Below are 17189 nucleotides of genomic sequence, written 5' to 3'. Positions count from 1 at the left end.
GGAGCGCATCTGCAATGACCGCTAAAGGCACCATCCTCGTTACCGGCGGTGCGGGCTACATCGGCTCGCACACGGCCGTCGAGTTGCTCGACAACGGCTACGATGTCGTGATCGTCGACAACCTCGTCAACAGCAAGGCCGAATCCGTGCGCCGCATCGAGCGGATCACCGGCAAGACGCCCGCGTTCCATCAGGTCGACGTGTGCGACGAAGCCGCGCTCGCCAAGGTGTTCGACGCGCATCCGATCACCGGCACGATCCATTTCGCGGCGCTCAAGGCCGTCGGCGAATCGGTCGAGAAGCCGCTCGAGTACTACCAGAACAACCTCGGCGGCCTGCTCGCCGTGCTCAAGGTAATGCGCGAGCGCAACGTGAAGCAGTTCGTGTTCAGCTCGTCCGCGACCGTGTACGGCGTGCCCGAGCGCTCGCCGATCGACGAGTCGTTCCCGCTGTCCGCGACGAATCCTTACGGCCAGTCGAAGCTGATCGCCGAGCAGATCCTGCGCGATCTCGAGGTGTCGGACCCGACGTGGCGCATCGCGACGCTGCGCTACTTCAACCCGGTCGGCGCGCACGCGAGCGGGCTGATCGGCGAGGATCCGGCCGGCATCCCGAACAACCTGATGCCGTATGTCGCGCAGGTTGCCGTCGGCAAGCTGGAAAAACTGCGCGTGTTCGGCTCCGACTACCCGACGCCGGACGGCACGGGCGTGCGCGACTACATCCACGTCGTCGATCTCGCGAAGGGGCACATCGCCGCGCTCGACGCGCTCGCGAAACGCGACGCGAGCTTCGTCGTGAACCTCGGCACGGGCCAGGGCTACAGCGTGCTGGAAGTCGTGCGCGCGTTCGAGAAGGCATCGGGCCGCCCGGTGCCGTACGAACTTGTCGCGCGCCGCCCGGGCGACATCGCCGAGTGCTACGCGAACCCGCAGGCCGCGGCCGACATCATCGGCTGGCGCGCGACGCTCGGCATCGAGGAAATGTGTGTCGACCACTGGCGATGGCAGGAGGGGAACCCGCGCGGTTTTGTATAATCCGCTGTCCATTTTTCGAGCGATCCCATGCTCAGCTTCGCGTCCGGCTTCATCGTCTCCCTGCTCGTCACGCTGTTCATCGTGCGCTACGCGCACCTTCACGAGAAATTCTCGGTCGACAGCGACCTGGCCGGCGTGCAGAAATTCCACGTGCGGCCCGTGCCGCGCGTGGGGGGCATCGGGATCCTCGCCGGGGTCGTCGTGGCCGCGCTGATTCTGTCCCGGCACTATCCGACGATCGCGGGCAGTATTCTCGGCATCGCGGCCTGCGGGCTGCCGGCGTTTCTGTCCGGCCTCGTCGAGGACCTGACCAAACGCGTGTCGCCGCGCGCGCGGCTGCTCTGCACGATGGGCGCGGCCGCGCTCGCGTTCTGGCTGATGGGTATCGCGGTCACGCGCATCAGCGTGCCGCCGCTCGACTTCCTGCTCCACTACGCGGCCATTTCGGCGTTCATCACCGTGCTCGCGGTCGCGGCGCTCGCGAACGCGGTCAACATCATCGACGGCTTCAACGGGCTCGCGTCGATGGTCAGCTTCATGATGTTCGCATCGCTCGCTTACGTGGCGTTCCAGGTCCGCGACCCGGTCGTCATGTCGGCGTCGATCATCATGATGGGTGCCGTGCTCGGCTTCTTCCTGTGGAATTTCCCGGCCGGGCTGATCTTCCTCGGCGACGGCGGCGCCTATTTCATCGGCTTCATGCTCGCGGAACTCGCGATCATGCTCGTGATGCGCAACCGCGAAGTGTCGGCCTGGTACCCGGTGCTGCTGTTCATGTACCCGATCTTCGAGACCTGCTTCTCGATCTACCGGAAGAAATTCATTCGTGGGATGTCGCCGGGGATTCCGGACGGCGTGCACCTGCACATGCTCGTGTACAAGCGGCTGATGCGCTGGGCCGTCGGCACGAAACACGCGCACGACCTCACGCGCCGCAATTCGCTGACGTCGCCGTACCTGTGGCTGCTGTGTCTCGTCGCGGTGATACCCGCGACGCTGTTCTGGCGGCACACGGTGCACCTGTTCGTGTTCGTCTTGCTGTTCGCGCTGACCTACGTGTGGCTGTATCTCAGCATCGTACGGTTCCGCGTGCCGCGGTGGATGGTGGTGAGGAAGGAGCGGCGCAGCCACTGAACGGCCTGCCGGCTTCATCAAAAAAAACGCCCCGCGGGGCGTTTTTTTTCGTCATTGCCATGCGGTTCGAACCGCCGCCCGGCCAAGTTACCCGTTCGATACGACGCGCACCGACGGCACGCTCTGCAGCGTCGGGGTAACGGCCGTTTGGTATTCCGGCACCCAGCGCCGCAGGTCTCGCCGCACTTCGTCATCGGGCAGGACACGATGCTGCATCAGCCACGGCAGCAGCTCGTCGAGGAAATTGTCCGGTACTTCCCGCGCACGCGCGATCCGCAGTTTCGGATGCGGGGTGCGCGTCGTCGCCTCGTCGTCCGCGAGCAGCTCCTCGTAGAGCTTCTCGCCGGGCCGCAGCCCGGTGAACTCGATCTGGATCTGATCTTCCGAGAAACCGTACAGGCGGATCAGGTCGCATGCGAGATCGACGATCTTCACCGGCTCGCCCATGTCGAGAATGAAGATCTCTCCCCCGTGCCCCATGCTCGACGCCTGCAGCACGAGTTGCGACGCCTCCGGGATCGTCATGAAGAAACGCGTGATCTCCGGATGCGTGACCGTCACCGGGCCGCCCTTCGCGATCTGCTGCTGGAACTTCGGAATCACGCTGCCCGCGCTGCCCAGCACGTTGCCGAAACGCACGGTTTCGAATTGAGTGCGCCCGCTCGTCTGCTGCAACGCCTGGCAGGCCATTTCCGCGAGGCGCTTGCTCGCGCCCATCACGTTGGTCGGATTGACCGCCTTGTCGGTCGAGATCAGCACGAAGTGACGCACGTCGTGGCGGATCGCCGCACGGGCCACGCGATACGTGCCGAGCACGTTGTTGCGCAGCGCCTGCCATGCGTTGTGCTCCTCCATCAGCGGCACGTGCTTGTAGGCCGCCGCATGGAACACGATATGCGGTACGTGGCGGGACATCACCTGATCGAGCAGCAGGGAATCCTTCGCGTCGCCGATGATCGGCACGACCGGCTGATCGGGGAAGCGCTCGCGCAGTTCCTCGGTCAGGCGGTACATCGCGTACTCGGACAGGTCGAACGCGACGAGTTGCGCTGGCGCGAAACGCAGGATCTGCCGGCACAGCTCGGAACCGATCGAGCCGCCAGCGCCCGTCACCATCACGACACGACCGCGAAGCAGCGCCTCGACGTGCGGCGTGTCGATCGTCACGGCGTCGCGGCCGAGCAGATCCTCGAGGTCGATCTCGCGGATCTGGGACAGGAAGCCCTGCCCCGGCATCAGTGCGGTCAGCGACGGCAGCACCATCACTTTCAAGCCGGCGCGCACGCAGAGGGTCGCCGTCCGGCGCTGCACCTCGACCGACGCGGACGGAATCGCCACGATCGCGTATTCGATCTTCAGTGCCTCGGTCCAGTGCGCGACGTCGTCGAGCGAGCCGAGCACCTTGTAGCCGTAGATTTCGCGGCCCTGCTTCGTCTTGTCGTCATCCAGCAGGCCGACGAGACGCCATTCGCCCGAGCGCGACAATTCGCGTGCCAGGTTCGCGCCTGCCGTGCCCGCGCCGATCACGAGCACCGGCTTGCCCTGCCCGACGAGGCCGCCGTACAGGTAAAACTCCTTCATCGCGCGATACAGCGCACGAGCGCCGCCCATCATCAGGAACAGCATCAGCGGGGAGACCAGCAGCACGGAACGCGGGATGATCGGCGACGGCTGGAACATCACGGCACCGATCATCACAATCACGCCGCCGCCCGCAAGCGCCTTCGAAATCCGCACCAGGTCCGGCAGGCTCGCGAACACCCACAGTCCGCGATACAGGCCGAACAGGTGGAACGTCAGCGCATAGACGGGAAGCACCCAGGCGAGCGCAGTCAGCGAGCCCCTCAGGAAATCGGGCGGAACGCTACCGTTGAAGCGAACGAGATAGGCGAACAACCACGCGACGACAACCGCCAGCAGATCGAACAGGAAAGCACTGAGTGACAGCCATGATGCTTTGGATCGCAACATCGGCGAGAGACCTCACGAATTGTTATCAATGACCGTCCGCAGCCGGCGCCAGCGCATGTCGATCGCCACGCCGATACACATCAGCACGCCATACCACGCCAGGAACACCAACCATTGCAGCAGGACAGGACGACCGAGCGCCCAGAAAGCGACGACGATGCCCAGGAGCATGATGAGGTACCAATAAACGGCAGTACGCTCGTGACTCATGCCGGAACGCACCATCCTCTGATAATAGTGCTCCCGGTGCGCTTGCCAGAACTTTTCTCCGCGTAACAAACGTCTCAGAAGCGTTACAGATGCATCGGCAATAAACGGAGCGAACACCGCCGCCGGAAACCAGACCGGCCAAATGCCACCGTGCCAGCCCCAATAGCCGAGCGCGCCGGCCATGAATCCGAGAGGGATCGAACCTGCGTCGCCAAGAAACAGTCGCGCCGGATGGAAGTTCAGCAGCAAAAAGCCGAACGCGGCCCCCGCGATCGCCCCGCCCGCGACGACGAGATCCGGGGACGGTTGCGCGCCGGACAGTGCCGCAACGGCGTAGGCTCCGAAGCCGAACAGCGCCATGCCGCCGGCGAGGCCGTCCGCTCCGTCCATGAAATTGTAGAGATTGGTCAGCCAGACCATCACGAAACCAATCCCCACGAGCAGCCACCATGGGGCGGCGGCCGGGTAGATGACGATCAGCGCCACGACCGCGGTCAAATGCGCCGCAAACCGCACACGAGCGGGTAGCCCGCGCCGATCGTCGAGCTGCGACAAGGCCGCCAGCCCCGCCGCCGCCACGGCGATGAACCACATCTGTGGCGCGAGCCACAGCAATGCGACAACGCAGACCGGCACGATGCCCCAGCCACCGACGCGCGGCGTCGGGCGCGTATGCAGCGAGCGCTCATTTGGGATGTCGGTGGCAAGTCGCCACGCCAGTCCGGTGGCGAGCAGCACGCGCAGGATCGTCGTCGTGGCGACGGCCGCGCCCGTTGCCACTGCTACCGCGGCAAACCACGTGTTAATCGTGAAGTGCATGTTGCCTATTTCTGTAAGTGGCGCGAACGATACCATGCGGCCGTTGCCTCGAGGCCCTGCCGCGTCGTATAGGGCGGATGCCAATTCAGTACCCGCCTCAAGCGCCCAGTGTCGAGCTGCAGGCTGCCCGTCAGGCGATCGACGACAGCGCTTCGACCGGTCAGCCGACCGAGCGCGCGCAACGCACCTGCCGGCACCGGGAACAGCCTTGCCGGCTTGCCGAGCGCGTCACCGACCATCCGCAGCAATCCGGCAACCGAGGGCGCATCGTCGTCAGCGACGTGGAAGCACTCGCCCGCCGCACGCGGATCGATTGCGCAGTGCAGCAGGGCATCGGCAAGGTTGTCGACATAGACAACGCTGCGACGAGCAGGAATCGCGGCCAAGGGCAATGGCGCACCGCGGAATACGGCATCCATCATCCGGAGGAAATTGGCGCGTACCCCCGGCCCGTAGACGAGCGGCGGACGGACGACGACGACTTCGAGACCGGCCTCACCGAGCCGTGCCAACTGCTGCTCGGCACGCAGCTTCGAGCGCCCATATGCATCCTGCGGGTCCGGGACGGTATCCTCCGCGAGCGGTACGCCCGCGTCGCCCTCGCCGACTACCTTGATGCTGCTCGCGAAGACGAACCGGCGCACACCATGCATGCGCGCGGCATCGGCAACCCGCAACGTGCCCGCTACGTTGGTCGCATCGAAGGCGGCGTCCGGATCGGAGGATTTGTCGTGCATCACGTGTACCCGCGCGGCCAGATGGATCACGCAATCGGCCTGCAAATCATCGGGCCACGCACCAGCGACTCCCTCGAAGTCAGGTGCGTCGTGCACCCACTCTCGCACGCCCTCGATACACCCACCCGGCCGGCGCACCAGCGCCGTGACGGTATGCCCCGCCGCCAGCGCAAGTCGGCACACAGCGTGGCCGACGAAACCGTTCGCACCGGTTACGACAATGCGGCTCACCACAACCTCCAGCCGAACCGGCTATAGAACTTCAGCGCGGACACTGCGAACATCCGAATGTGCGCGAAGCCCTTGCGCGAGGCGCCTCCGCCGTGGTGAATCACGCGGATGGACGGGACATAGGCGACACGCGCGACATTGTGGGTGCGCAAGCTCAAGTCATAGTCCTCGAAATACAGGAAATAACGAGGGTCAAAGCCCCCTAGCGTCTTCAGCACGTTCGTTCGAAACAGCATGAAACAACCGCTGATGATTGGGGGATCCCAGACGACGGACATGCCGTCGATGGTATCGCGCATTTCATAGCGGGCAAGTCGCTTCCGGAACGGCCGTCTGGCCCAGGTTGGCAAGAAGCCGCGAACCAGCAGGTCGACGATCGACGGAAACCGGCGACAGAGATACTGAAACCCGCCTGCTCCGTCCCCGACCCAGGGAGCGATCAAGCCCGTATCGGCGTGCGATTTGAAAAACGTACGGGCCAACACCAATGCCTGCGGATCCAGATCGATATCCGGATTCAGGATCAAGTGCAACGACCCGCTGGAATGCTCGATCGCAAGATTGTGGCCACGCCCATAACCGACGTTGCCATGCCCCGTCAATATTCGGCATGCCACGCCTTGCGCGCTGAGCCGGTCGACCGCCCCCGAAATGTCGCAGAGTCCGCCGTTGTCGACCAGGAACAGCTCGACGGGGTATTCAGGTGAAACCACCCGCAGGTTCTCGCACGCTGCGCCGAGACTGTCGAGCGTCTGCCGCAGTTGCGCGATATCGGGGCGGTATACGACCAGGGAAATGGAGAGACCATCGACGTCATCGGACTGACGTTGTGGGGCGCTTATGACATTCATCCGGAATTCGGCTAAGCGCTTGACTGCAGCAAGCGCGATGGGTTGGCTGGCCCGTCTGGGAGACAGCGGGCTTACTCATTTGTCAGGCGTGCAGGGAATGCCTGCCGCGTGCTCGCGATACGGGTGCAATTCTAACTGCTCGCACCCTTGCCGGACGCGCCCGTCCCGGGACGCCGTGCAATGCCGCTGCCCTCGATCCGTGCCGGCCCAACGCGTTCGGCCCTGATCGGCGACCAGGGCGAGCCACGGCCGGACGGGTTCCAGCACGAGATACGCGCCCCTTCCAGGACGCGCCTCTCTCGCGGCGCCGAATGCCGTATCTCATAAACACCAGGAGGCCTGAGCATGTCAATCCCCCGCCGGACGCCTAGTTGTTAAAAGATGTGAAAACATTAACATCTATTGCGCGTCATCGGCATTCCGGCGATCATGCTTGGTTTCCATGGGCGAGCCGTCGTCAGTCGGTACCGGTCCGGTCTCAACCCAGCGTCACCAAGCGCCGCCAATCAAGGCAGAGAGCGCTTCAGTCCAGGGCTGGACGGATGGCCTGCATTAGAATACGTTGCGGGCGATGGCACCTTGTTTGCCCGATCGCTCAGGATTGAAGTCGGGAGCACATTGAAACGTCGCGGCCAACTGGATTGCCGCCTTTTTCAGACTCACGACACCCCGCAACAATGGCTGCGCCACGTGGGCGAGGGGTTGGGGGCTCCATCACCGATCCGAATGCAACGACACGCAACTTGATGAATCCGAACTCGAAGCACCCGGCATCGCCGATAGCGATCGCCCGTAGCATTTACCGTAATCGCGGACTGATTCTGCAAATGACTCAACGCGAGGTCGTCGGGCGCTATCGCGGGTCAGCAATGGGTCTTGCGTGGTCGTTCTTCAATCCCGTGCTGATGCTCGTCGTCTACACCTTCTTCTTCTCCGTCATCTTCAAGTCGCGGTGGGGTACCACGAGCGACGACAAGGCAAGCTTCGCGATCGTCCTGTTCGTCGGCCTGATCCTCCACAGCCTGCTGGCAGAGTGCATCAACCGGGCGCCGACGTTGATCCTTGCAAACGTCAACTACGTCAAGAAGGTTATTTTCCCGCTCGAGATACTGCCGGTGGTCGCGCTCGCGTCAGCGCTGTTCCACAGCGCGATCAGCCTGCTGGTCCTGATCATCGCCGAGTGCATCCTTATCCACTCGCTGCCCTGGACCGCCATCCTGTTCCCCGTCGTCATGCTGCCGCTGATCGTCGGCTCACTGGGGCTCGCATGGTTTCTGTCGGCTTTGGGCGTCTACATTCGAGACATTTCGCAGATTACCGGTGTCATCACGTCAGTGCTGATGTTCCTGTCGCCGGTTTTCTACCCCGTGTCGAATCTGCCGCCACAGTATCGGTCCTGGATCGAACTCAACCCCCTTACGTTCATCATCGAAGAGGGACGCAACACGCTGATCTTCGGGCACCCCCCCGACTGGACGAACTGGCTAACCTGCATGATCGCATCGCTGCTTCTCGCGTGGTTCGGATTCTGGTGGTTCCAGCGGACCCGAAAGGGATTCGCAGACGTCCTGTAATCCATGCCAGCGCGCTCGCCTGCCGCCTTGCATCAGTGGCAGTGGCCGGGCACGCGGATAGATCGCCGACCGATCGGATCATGACGCGATAGAGCAATCACCGGAGATATTCTGCACATGTCGACGCAGCCCCAAATAGTTCCCACCATCCTGTGTGGCGGCGCAGGCTCTCGCCTGTGGCCCGTTTCGCGCGAATCCCATCCGAAGCCGTTCATCCGCCTCGAAGATGGCGAGAGCCTGCTGCAAAAGGCATTCAAGCGTGGCGCCCAGCTTCCGGGCGTCACCGAAGTCGTGACCGTCACGAACCGCGAGTTGTACTTCAAGACAAGCGACGAATTCAGCACCGTCAATACCGGGCATCTGTCGACGTCGTTCATCCTCGAGCCGTTCGGCCGCAATACGGCCGTCGCGATCGCAGCCGCCGCGCTGCGTGTTGCCGCAACGCTCGGCGAAAATGCAATCCTGCTGGTGCTTCCCGCGGACCACCTCGTGACAGACGATGCCGCCTTCGCGACCGCCGTCCAGGAAGCTGCCGCCTTGGCGCTCAAGGGTGCGCTGGTCACCTTCGGCATCACGCCGACGTTTGCGGAAACCGCATACGGATACATCGAGGCAGACGGCACGCGGGTCAAGCGATTCGTGGAAAAGCCGACGGTGGACGTGGCCAGGCAATACGTCGAGTCGGGATCGTTCCTGTGGAACTCCGGCATGTTCTGCTTTACCGCCGCATTCCTGCTGGCGGAAATGGCAAAACATTGCCCCGACGTGCTCGAAGCCACGCGTGCATGCATCGCGCAGTCTCGTCAGTCGGAAGGCGGCGGCGTTTCATTGGTCGAACTGAACGGTGACCTGCTGAATCGCACGCCCGATATTTCGATCGACTACGCGCTGATGGAGCGCTCCGACAAGGTTGAGGTCGTGCGCTGCGATATCGGCTGGAGCGATATCGGTTCGTGGAATGCGCTCGGCGACCTGTTGAAACCGGACGACCACGGCAATCGTGTGGACGGCGAAGCGCTGCTCCACGATGTCAGCAATTGCTACATCCGTAGCGACAACCGGCTGGTCGGCGCCGTAGGCGTCAAGGACCTCCTGGTCGTCGACACCCCCGACGCACTCCTCATTGCCGATCGCAATCGCGCGCAAGACGTTCGGCACGTCTACGCGGCCCTCAAGTCGCAAGGCCACGAAACCTTCCGGGTACATCGAACGGTAGGCCGTCCGTGGGGCATGTATACGGTTCTCGAAGAAAGCACCCGCTTCAAGATCAAGCGAATCGAGGTCAAACCGGGCGCAAGCCTCAGCCTGCAGTTGCATCATCATCGCAGCGAACACTGGATCGTGGTGAGCGGCATGGCCCTCGTCGTCAACAACGACGAGGAGTTTTACCTGCGCACCAATGAATCGACCTATATCCCGGCCGGACACAAGCACCGTCTGACCAATCCGGGCGTCGTCGACCTCGTGATGATCGAAGTCCAGAGCGGCGACTACCTCGGCGAAGACGACATCGTCCGCTTCGACGACAACTACGGTCGAAGCTAGCCTTCTGCCATCGCGCAAAGGCGGTTGCAGTCGTCGTCCTTTCCGGCGCGCGACGACAGCAACCGTCTGATCAACCGCTCCCTCACATCATGACCAATGCAAGCTTCCGAGGCCGCATGAAAAGCAGGATCAAGGCCCGCCTGCTAGCGTCGTCGACGTATTTTTTTCTGGCCGCGCTCAAGTACTACATCGGCAACAACTTCATTGCGCGCATGCCGATTGAAAGAGTCCGCAACTTCTACTATCGACGCGTGCTGGGTATCGTCATCGGCCAACGAACGCACGTCAGCATGCGGCAGTTCTTCACCGGGTACCACACACGCTGCAACGTGCGCATCGGCGACAACTGCGTGCTCAATCGTGAGATCTACCTGGACGGTCGCACGGGCATCGAGATCGGAAACAACGTCAACATCTCGTTCCAGTGCTGCCTTCTCAGCCTGCATCACGATCACAACCACCCGGGTTTCATGTCGATCGGCGGCGTCGTGACCATCCACGACCACGCATGGCTGGGCGCGCGCGCCATTATCCTGCCAGGCGTGACGATCGGCAAAGGCGCAGTCGTCGCGGCCGGCGCGGTCGTCACGAAGGACGTCCCGGATTTCACCGTGGTCGGTGGTGTGCCCGCAAAAATCATCGGTCAACGCAATCCCGACATTGCCTATCTGACCGACTTTTCTCCTTTCTTCGACACCGACGTGTTTGACGAATCCCGTGGCTAATATGCAGAAAAAGAGCATCCTCGTTTTTACGCTGTCCCCGCCGCTTCCTGCCAGCGCGGGGGGCCCGATCTACGTGATGAATACGCTCGCGCCGCTGGTCGACGAGTATGATTTCCATCTGTTCACCATCGGTGGAGACGAGGAAAAAAAGAAGATCGAGGAAAATCGTTCGCTATATGAACGACATTTCAAATCGGTCCACGTGGAGCCGCGGGCTGCCATGCCTGCCGACATGGGTACGCCCGGACGAGCATGGCATTCACTGGTCCACTGCTTCCATGGCCTTCCGTTCATGGATGCGAGCTACTTCAGCCCTGCGTCAATTCGCAGTGCCCGCAGGATCGTCAAGGAAAAGAAGATCGACATGCTTGAGGTGCACAGCAGTCATCTGGCCTTTTTCCGCAAGTTCTTCCCGGCGTTGCCGGCCGTCCTGGTCAGTCACAACATCGAATCCGATCTCTTCCCGTTCTGGATTCCCGCGCAGCTGACAGGCTGGAAAAAAGCAGCGGTCGCGCGCATCGCCGAGATCAGCCGCCGCAACGCCCGACGCGTCGAAATCGACAACGTCTGGCGCTTCGACGCCATGACGTTCATTTCACGCGAAGACATGGAGCGCGTGAAGGCGCCCGTGGAGAAGCACTATTTGCCGCTGTGCTTCCCGATCAAGGACACCGACTACCGAGCGAAGCCGACCAACGAGGTCAACCTGCTCTGGATGGGTGGCTTCTGGTGGTATCCGAATGCGGAAGGCGTTGCGTGGTTTGTCCGCGACATTCTCCCACTGGTACGCGACAAGCTCGAGACGCACAACATCAAGCTCCATTTCACTGGAGGCAACCCGCCGGACGATCTCAAGGCGCTGCACGACGGACGACACATCTTCGTTCACGGCTTCGTGCCGTCGCTCGACCCGATTCTGGCGGATGCACATCTACTGTTTGTTCCCCTGCTTTCAGGCGGCGGCGTGCGCGTCAAGATTCTGGAAGCGATGAGCAACGGCATTCCCGTTCTCAGCACGGCAAAGGGCTGCGAGGGGCTGGGCGCCGTCAACCGTCGGGATATCGTCATTTGCGATACGGCGGCTGAATTTGCCGACTCGATCATCGAGCTCGCCCAGAATCGCGAGATGCTGGCGACGCTGTCCACGAACGCCCGTCAGCTCCTGAAGGACAAGTATGATCTCGATGCGTGCGTTCGCACCAAACGGGACCTCTACAATAGGCTGATGCATTCGCGGTAACCGAACGAATGCTGACCTCGCCGTGCCACCGTGGTGGCCGCGAGGCAAGTCAGCATCCGACCCCTGAGCCTACTGTGCGATCGTCTTTTTTCCGCCTGCGCTGAACACGTGAAAGCTAACTCGCTCCCTCTCATGCAAACTCGCGAGCCTGAACCTACAAGCCAAACGGAACAGCTGCTCGTCAACGTCGAGCACCTTTCCAAGTGCTTCCGTATCTACGACAAACCGGCGGACCGGCTGCGGCACTCGCTCGCGACTCGCATCAAGCTCCCTGGGAGCAATTCCCGGCAATACGGTCGCGATTTCTGGGCGCTGCACGACGTCTCTTTCCCCGTCCGGCGGGGCGAGACCATCGGAATCATTGGCAGAAACGGTTCCGGAAAGTCGACGTTGCTGCAAATCATTGCCGGCACGCTGTCGCCGAGCGACGGCTCGGTCACGGTCAACGGCCGGATCTCCGCACTGCTGGAACTCGGCGCCGGGTTCAATCCGGAATTCAGCGGCCGCGAGAACGTGATGCTGTCTGCACGGATCATGGGCATCACGTCGGAAGAAATCCGCGCGCGTTTTCACGAAATCGAAGCGTTCGCCGACATCGGCGAATTCATCGACCAGCCCGTCAAGACCTACTCGTCGGGCATGTACGTCCGGCTCGCATTCGCGGTAGCCATTCACGTCTCCCCCGATATCCTGGTGGTCGACGAGGCACTTGCGGTCGGCGATACCGCGTTTCAGACCAAATGCCTGACGCGGATCCGGAAGATGCAGAAGGAAGGCGTCACGATCCTGCTGGTAACACACTCCACCAACACCCTCGTCGAGTACTGCGACCGGGCCATCTACCTGAAGCGGGGCCGGCTGGTAAAGGACGGCCCGTGCCGCGACGTGGTCAAGCTCTATGCGAACGACCTCGTCGACGAAGAAGGCGGGAGCGCGATCGACATCGAGGTGCCGACACAGCACACCGACACCGATTCCCCCGCCAGCTCGGCGGTAAGCGATGCCATGACGGCCATGTCGGACCGGACGTCGATTCTCGACGTGAAGATCGAGGATGCGAACGGCAAGGAACGCACGACCTTCTCGTTCAATGAAGCGTTCCGCGTCGTCGTATCGATCAGCGTGTCCGAGCCGAACCCGAAGCCTTGCTTCGGACTTCAGATCAAAAGCATCGACGATATCGTGCTGTGGAGCGCGACCACCCAGCACATGAATATTGCGCTGCCGCCCCTGTCCGCCGGAACGTACCAGTTCACCTGGAAGATGCGCGCGAGCTTCTCCGGCAACCGCTATGTGCTGGCGGTCGGCGTCGGCGATATCGCCTCCGGCGAATACAAGCGGCACGCGCGCCTGCCCTATGGCGGCCACATCGACGTGCTTCCGGAAAACAACAGTGGATCGGGGTGGCTCGCGCCGTGTCCGGTATTCGAGTTCGAATGATGACGGAGAACGACACCATGCAAGCGCGCAGCATCAAGGTCGTCGCGGTCGGCTATTACGGCGCACCCAACGTCGGCGACGAATTGTTGCTGGGCCTGCTCGCTCGCCAGGTTCGGGAGCGCGGCGGCGAGCTCGTCGCACTGAGCATCAACCCCGAATATACGACGCATGCCCACGGCATCGCCGCCGTCGACTATTTCAATCTCGGTGCCGTCGGCCGCGCACTGTCTGACGCCGATCTGCTGGTATTCGGCGGTGGCGGCATCTTTCAGGATCATCATCCGTTCAACGTCGAGGCACTTTACGACCCGACCCAAAACGATATCGCGGGCTATGCGCGGATTTTTTACATGGCTCGGCAGTTCGGGGTCCGCACGGTCATCTGGGCACACGGCGTCGGACCGCTGGTCAACCCGGACAGCCGCGACATCACGCGCGACGTGTTCACGCATGTGGATCACGTTTCGCTGCGCGATACGGACTCCGAGGCGCTTCTGCACGATATCGGCGTAAGTCGGGACATTCCCGTCGGCGCCGATCCGGGCTGGGCATTCGTCAGCCGCCCGCCCGCCGAAGTCGACGTTTCCGGCAAGCTCGCCCCGTTGGGGACAAAGAAGAAGCTGGCGGTCATTGCCCGATCGTGGGAGTTCAACCGGAACTGGGAAGAAAAACTCGTCTCCGCGTTGAATGAAGCGCTGGACGACAGCTGGTCGATCGTGTGGCTCGGCTTTCAATGGAGCGTCGGCGACCACGAGCGTCTCACCGATCGATCCTTTCTCGAGCACCTCAAGCTCGCGGTGTCGCCCCATATCGAAAGCGTCATCATTGACGGGATCACGCCCGACGAGGCATTCGCGGTTATCGGCGAGTGCGACGCCGCGTTCTCGATGCGCCTGCACGGAAGCATCCTCGCACTCGGAAAATCGATCCCGGTCGCGGCACTGGAATATGACGTCAAGATGGCGCGTGCGCACGATATGGCGGGCCTTCCGGCGTCGCTGCGCCTTCAACTGAACGACGACGCAGCAGACTTCACTGCCGCGGTGCGCAGGCTGACACACCCGGATGGCGCACCCTGGATCATCGCGCAGGAAAAGCTCGATGCGCTAAACGCTTCGGCGTGCGTACATTCAACCGTCCTGGACCACGCTTTTGCGGCCGTTCGCTCCGCGTCGGGCGGAACCCCGCGCCGCTGGAGCAGCCAGCAGCTGGATTGGATGAGCACATGGCTCGAGCAGCTCGTCTGGCAAAAGAATGGCGCCGCTCGCATGAGCGAGAAGGCGCTCGACCTGCTGCGCTACCGCGATTCACAACTCGCCGAGAAAGACGCACGGGTCGGCCAGCTTGAGACGGAACTCGGGAAAACAGTGGATTTGCTGCATTTCCGCGACGCACAGCTTGCGCAACAGGAAGAACAGGTCGCCGAGCTTCAGAACCGATTGGAACTGGCGAACCATAAACTGCTCGCGGCGGAAGCGTTCGTCAAGCACGCGTCACAAGTGCATGCCGCGCAAACGACGACGCTCAAGGACTCCGCTCGAAAAGCGGCGGAGGAACAAGCTGATAAAATTTCAAGCCTCAAGGCAACGATCCGGCAATTCGAGCAGGGTCACGCCGAGTCCGAAGCACCCCCGCAACCCAATGTGGCCGCAGCCGCAATTCACTCCACTTCGGGATCCTCTATGCTTTTTCGCCGGTACATGTCCGCCCCTCTCACCTACATGAGCCGTGCCGCCTATATTCTGCGCAATGGCGGCGTACGCGCGCTCGTGTCTGCTGCACGACGCCATTACCGGTATCAGCAAGCACAGCAGCAGATCCAGCAGGCCGCCATCGAAGTGGCAAGCGGCAGTCCGACTGCGGAAGATCAACGCCTCTCGTTCCGCGCAGCAGCCAAGCTGCAACGCGAAGAAATCATCGTCATCGCCGCTCACGCGTACGACTGGGCTGGTTCCGGGCATCGCTACGCACAACTGACCACGACGGCGCTCGCCGCGGGCCATCGCGTTGTCTATCTGGTCGCGCCTCCGGATACGGGATCGACACCCGCGCCGCTCACGCCCCGCATTCCCGGATTGATTCACGAATATATCGATCCGACGAAGATCGAGGACATTTTCGGTCAGGTATCGGAAAGCGCGAAATTGATCATCGGCGTGCCCGACTCCCGGGTCACACCCTTTTTCGAGTTCGCGCGCAATCGCGGGCTCGAAACAATCCTCGACGTCGCACAGGACTGGAGCCACGATGGCCAGGCCATGCGCATCCTCGAGTCGATCGCCGTCGATGCCGATCGATGCACCGTCGGCATGCCGGCACTTGCAGACACCATCCCGCAGCGTGCCCGGGAAAAAATCGAGCTGCTGCCCGGTGCCGCGGTTCATACGGTCTTCGACGTCTACAAGCAGTACAACCGTCCGGGCGACATGCCGTCCAAGCGCCGCAGCGTCGCACTGTTCTACTCGGTCGACGGACTCGACTCGGTGGATTACCAGTGGCTCAAGGAAACCGCGGAGCGCAACGTCAACGTCACGTTCTGCGTGATCGCCGACGGGCAACTGACGCCGGGCCTGCCGGATAACGTCGTCATGCTTGGCATGCGGCACACGAGCGAAGTGCCGGCCTACATCGCCCATGCGGATTTCATGTTCTTCCCGCTTGGCGCGCGGAGCCTGCGCAGCGCCGACTCCACCGCAGGTATTTATGCAGCGCTGCTTCAGCGCAAGCCGGTCGTGTGTTCGATGGAACTTGGCGTGACAGCCACCCCGCTGTTACACGTTCGCACGGACCTTGCGTCGTTCGCGGCGCAATGCGGCGCACTCGCTGCGGCAGAACCCGTCATACAAAACGACGACATCTTCGTTGCGGGCAACAGTTGGCTCGGCCGCGTCGAGCAGCTGTGCCCGCCGCAGCCCCGGCACGACGTCAGCGTCGTTATCCTGATTCACAACAACGCGGGCATCATCGCACGCTGCCTGCAGACCCTGCTCCAGCATGCTGCGCCGTACATAGCGGAAGTGATTGTCGTCGACAACGCAAGTTCCGATGGTGGTGCAGAGCTCGTCGAGCGCGAATTTCCCAACGTCAGGCTGGTCCGCAACCCGGAGAATGGCTGCTCGTCGGGACGTAATCTCGGCGTTCAGCACAGCACGGGCAAGTACATCGTCTTCTTCGACAGCGATCAGTGGTTTGTGGGCGCGTCGGGTTTCGAGGAAGCGCTGCACGTCCTGGAAAACGACGCGAGCGTCGGCGTCATCGGATGGAATGCAGGCTGGTTCGACGCCACGCGCACCGATCTCGGCGGCATGATCGCCGACTATTGTCCGAATCGGGCGATGAACGCGGCGGCAATCCGCGACGGCTATCGTGCCGACATCGGCTTCCTCGGCACCAGCGGCTTCTTCATGCGTCGGCGCACGTTCGATGCGACGCAAGGATTCGATACCTTCTATGACCCGACCTGCTTTGAAGATACGGACCTGTGCTTCCAGGTCAAGGCACTCGGAATGAAGGTCACTTACCGGGATTTGTCCGGAATCCGCCATCAGCCCCATCAAACGACCGGCGCCGACAGCGGCAGCGAGGCCTATCGCAAGCTATTCCTTCGCAACGCGAACTACTTCAAGGAGAAGTGGCGCGATTACTCGCATTTCTATCTGGACTACATCGATTGAT

General features: G+C 62.2%; 12 protein-coding genes. 8 read left to right on the top strand and 4 right to left on the bottom strand.

Going from position 1 to position 17189, the window contains the following annotated elements; genetic code table 11:
• Nucleotides 1–14: 14 nt before the first annotated feature.
• Nucleotides 15–1037: a UDP-glucose 4-epimerase GalE gene (galE, locus tag DPV74_RS14070; protein WP_027788178.1), complete on the top strand. Its 1023-nt coding sequence runs from the start codon at nt 15–17 to the stop codon at nt 1035–1037.
• Nucleotides 1038–1064: 27 nt separating this feature from the next.
• A complete protein-coding gene (locus DPV74_RS14065) occupies nt 1065–2171 on the top strand; it encodes a glycosyltransferase (RefSeq protein ID WP_027788179.1) in 1107 nt (368 codons plus the stop codon).
• A gap of 87 nt (nt 2172–2258) precedes the next feature.
• On the opposite strand, the gene DPV74_RS14060 is transcribed toward DPV74_RS14065, so the two are convergent.
• From DPV74_RS14060 to DPV74_RS14045, 4 genes are read right to left on the bottom strand one after another with little or no spacing between them, the layout of a single operon-like run.
• Nucleotides 2259–4142: a nucleoside-diphosphate sugar epimerase/dehydratase gene (locus DPV74_RS14060; RefSeq protein ID WP_027788180.1), complete on the bottom strand. Its 1884-nt coding sequence runs from the start codon at nt 4140–4142 to the stop codon at nt 2259–2261.
• 12 nt (nt 4143–4154) lie between these two features.
• On the bottom strand, nt 4155–5171 hold the full coding sequence (locus DPV74_RS14055) for a glycosyltransferase family 4 protein (RefSeq protein ID WP_175756224.1): 1017 nt from the start codon (nt 5169–5171) through the stop codon (nt 4155–4157).
• A gap of 5 nt (nt 5172–5176) precedes the next feature.
• Complete coding sequence (locus DPV74_RS14050) at nt 5177–6139, bottom strand: SDR family oxidoreductase (protein WP_060311398.1); 963 nt, start codon at nt 6137–6139, stop codon at nt 5177–5179.
• The gene (locus DPV74_RS14045) at nt 6136–6990 is read right to left on the bottom strand and encodes a glycosyltransferase family 2 protein (RefSeq protein WP_027788183.1); all 855 of its coding nucleotides are present in this window, start codon (nt 6988–6990) and stop codon (nt 6136–6138) included. Before DPV74_RS14045 ends, DPV74_RS14050 begins: the two co-directional genes overlap by 4 nt.
• 746 nt (nt 6991–7736) lie before the next feature.
• Here DPV74_RS14045 and DPV74_RS14040 point away from each other — a divergent pair.
• The 6 genes from DPV74_RS14040 (at nt 7737) to DPV74_RS14015 (ending at nt 17188) form a co-directional block, all read left to right on the top strand.
• On the top strand, nt 7737–8564 hold the full coding sequence (locus DPV74_RS14040; protein WP_162923032.1) for an ABC transporter permease: 828 nt from the start codon (nt 7737–7739) through the stop codon (nt 8562–8564).
• 117 nt (nt 8565–8681) lie between these two features.
• A complete protein-coding gene (locus DPV74_RS14035) occupies nt 8682–10109 on the top strand; it encodes a mannose-1-phosphate guanylyltransferase/mannose-6-phosphate isomerase (protein ID WP_059695955.1) in 1428 nt (475 codons plus the stop codon).
• A gap of 116 nt (nt 10110–10225) precedes the next feature.
• On the top strand, nt 10226–10834 hold the full coding sequence (locus DPV74_RS14030; RefSeq protein WP_027788186.1) for a DapH/DapD/GlmU-related protein: 609 nt from the start codon (nt 10226–10228) through the stop codon (nt 10832–10834).
• Nucleotide 10835: 1 nt separating this feature from the next.
• Entirely contained in the window at nt 10836–12074 is a 1239-nt protein-coding gene (locus DPV74_RS14025; RefSeq protein WP_119337412.1) for a glycosyltransferase family 4 protein, read from the top strand.
• A gap of 132 nt (nt 12075–12206) precedes the next feature.
• On the top strand, nt 12207–13514 hold the full coding sequence (locus DPV74_RS14020) for an ABC transporter ATP-binding protein (protein WP_059695960.1): 1308 nt from the start codon (nt 12207–12209) through the stop codon (nt 13512–13514).
• Nucleotides 13514–17188, top strand: coding sequence for a polysaccharide pyruvyl transferase family protein (locus DPV74_RS14015; RefSeq protein WP_240439975.1), 3675 nt, complete (start codon nt 13514–13516; stop codon nt 17186–17188). Before DPV74_RS14020 ends, DPV74_RS14015 begins: the two co-directional genes overlap by 1 nt.
• Nucleotide 17189 lies beyond the last annotated feature (1 nt).

Source organism: Burkholderia sp. HAN2018 (genome assembly GCF_024704855.1).
GTDB classification, from domain to species: domain Bacteria; phylum Pseudomonadota; class Gammaproteobacteria; order Burkholderiales; family Burkholderiaceae; genus Burkholderia; species Burkholderia cepacia.
The sequence above is the reverse complement of the archived record's forward strand: the minus strand, read 5'-3'. Positions and strand labels throughout refer to the sequence as shown.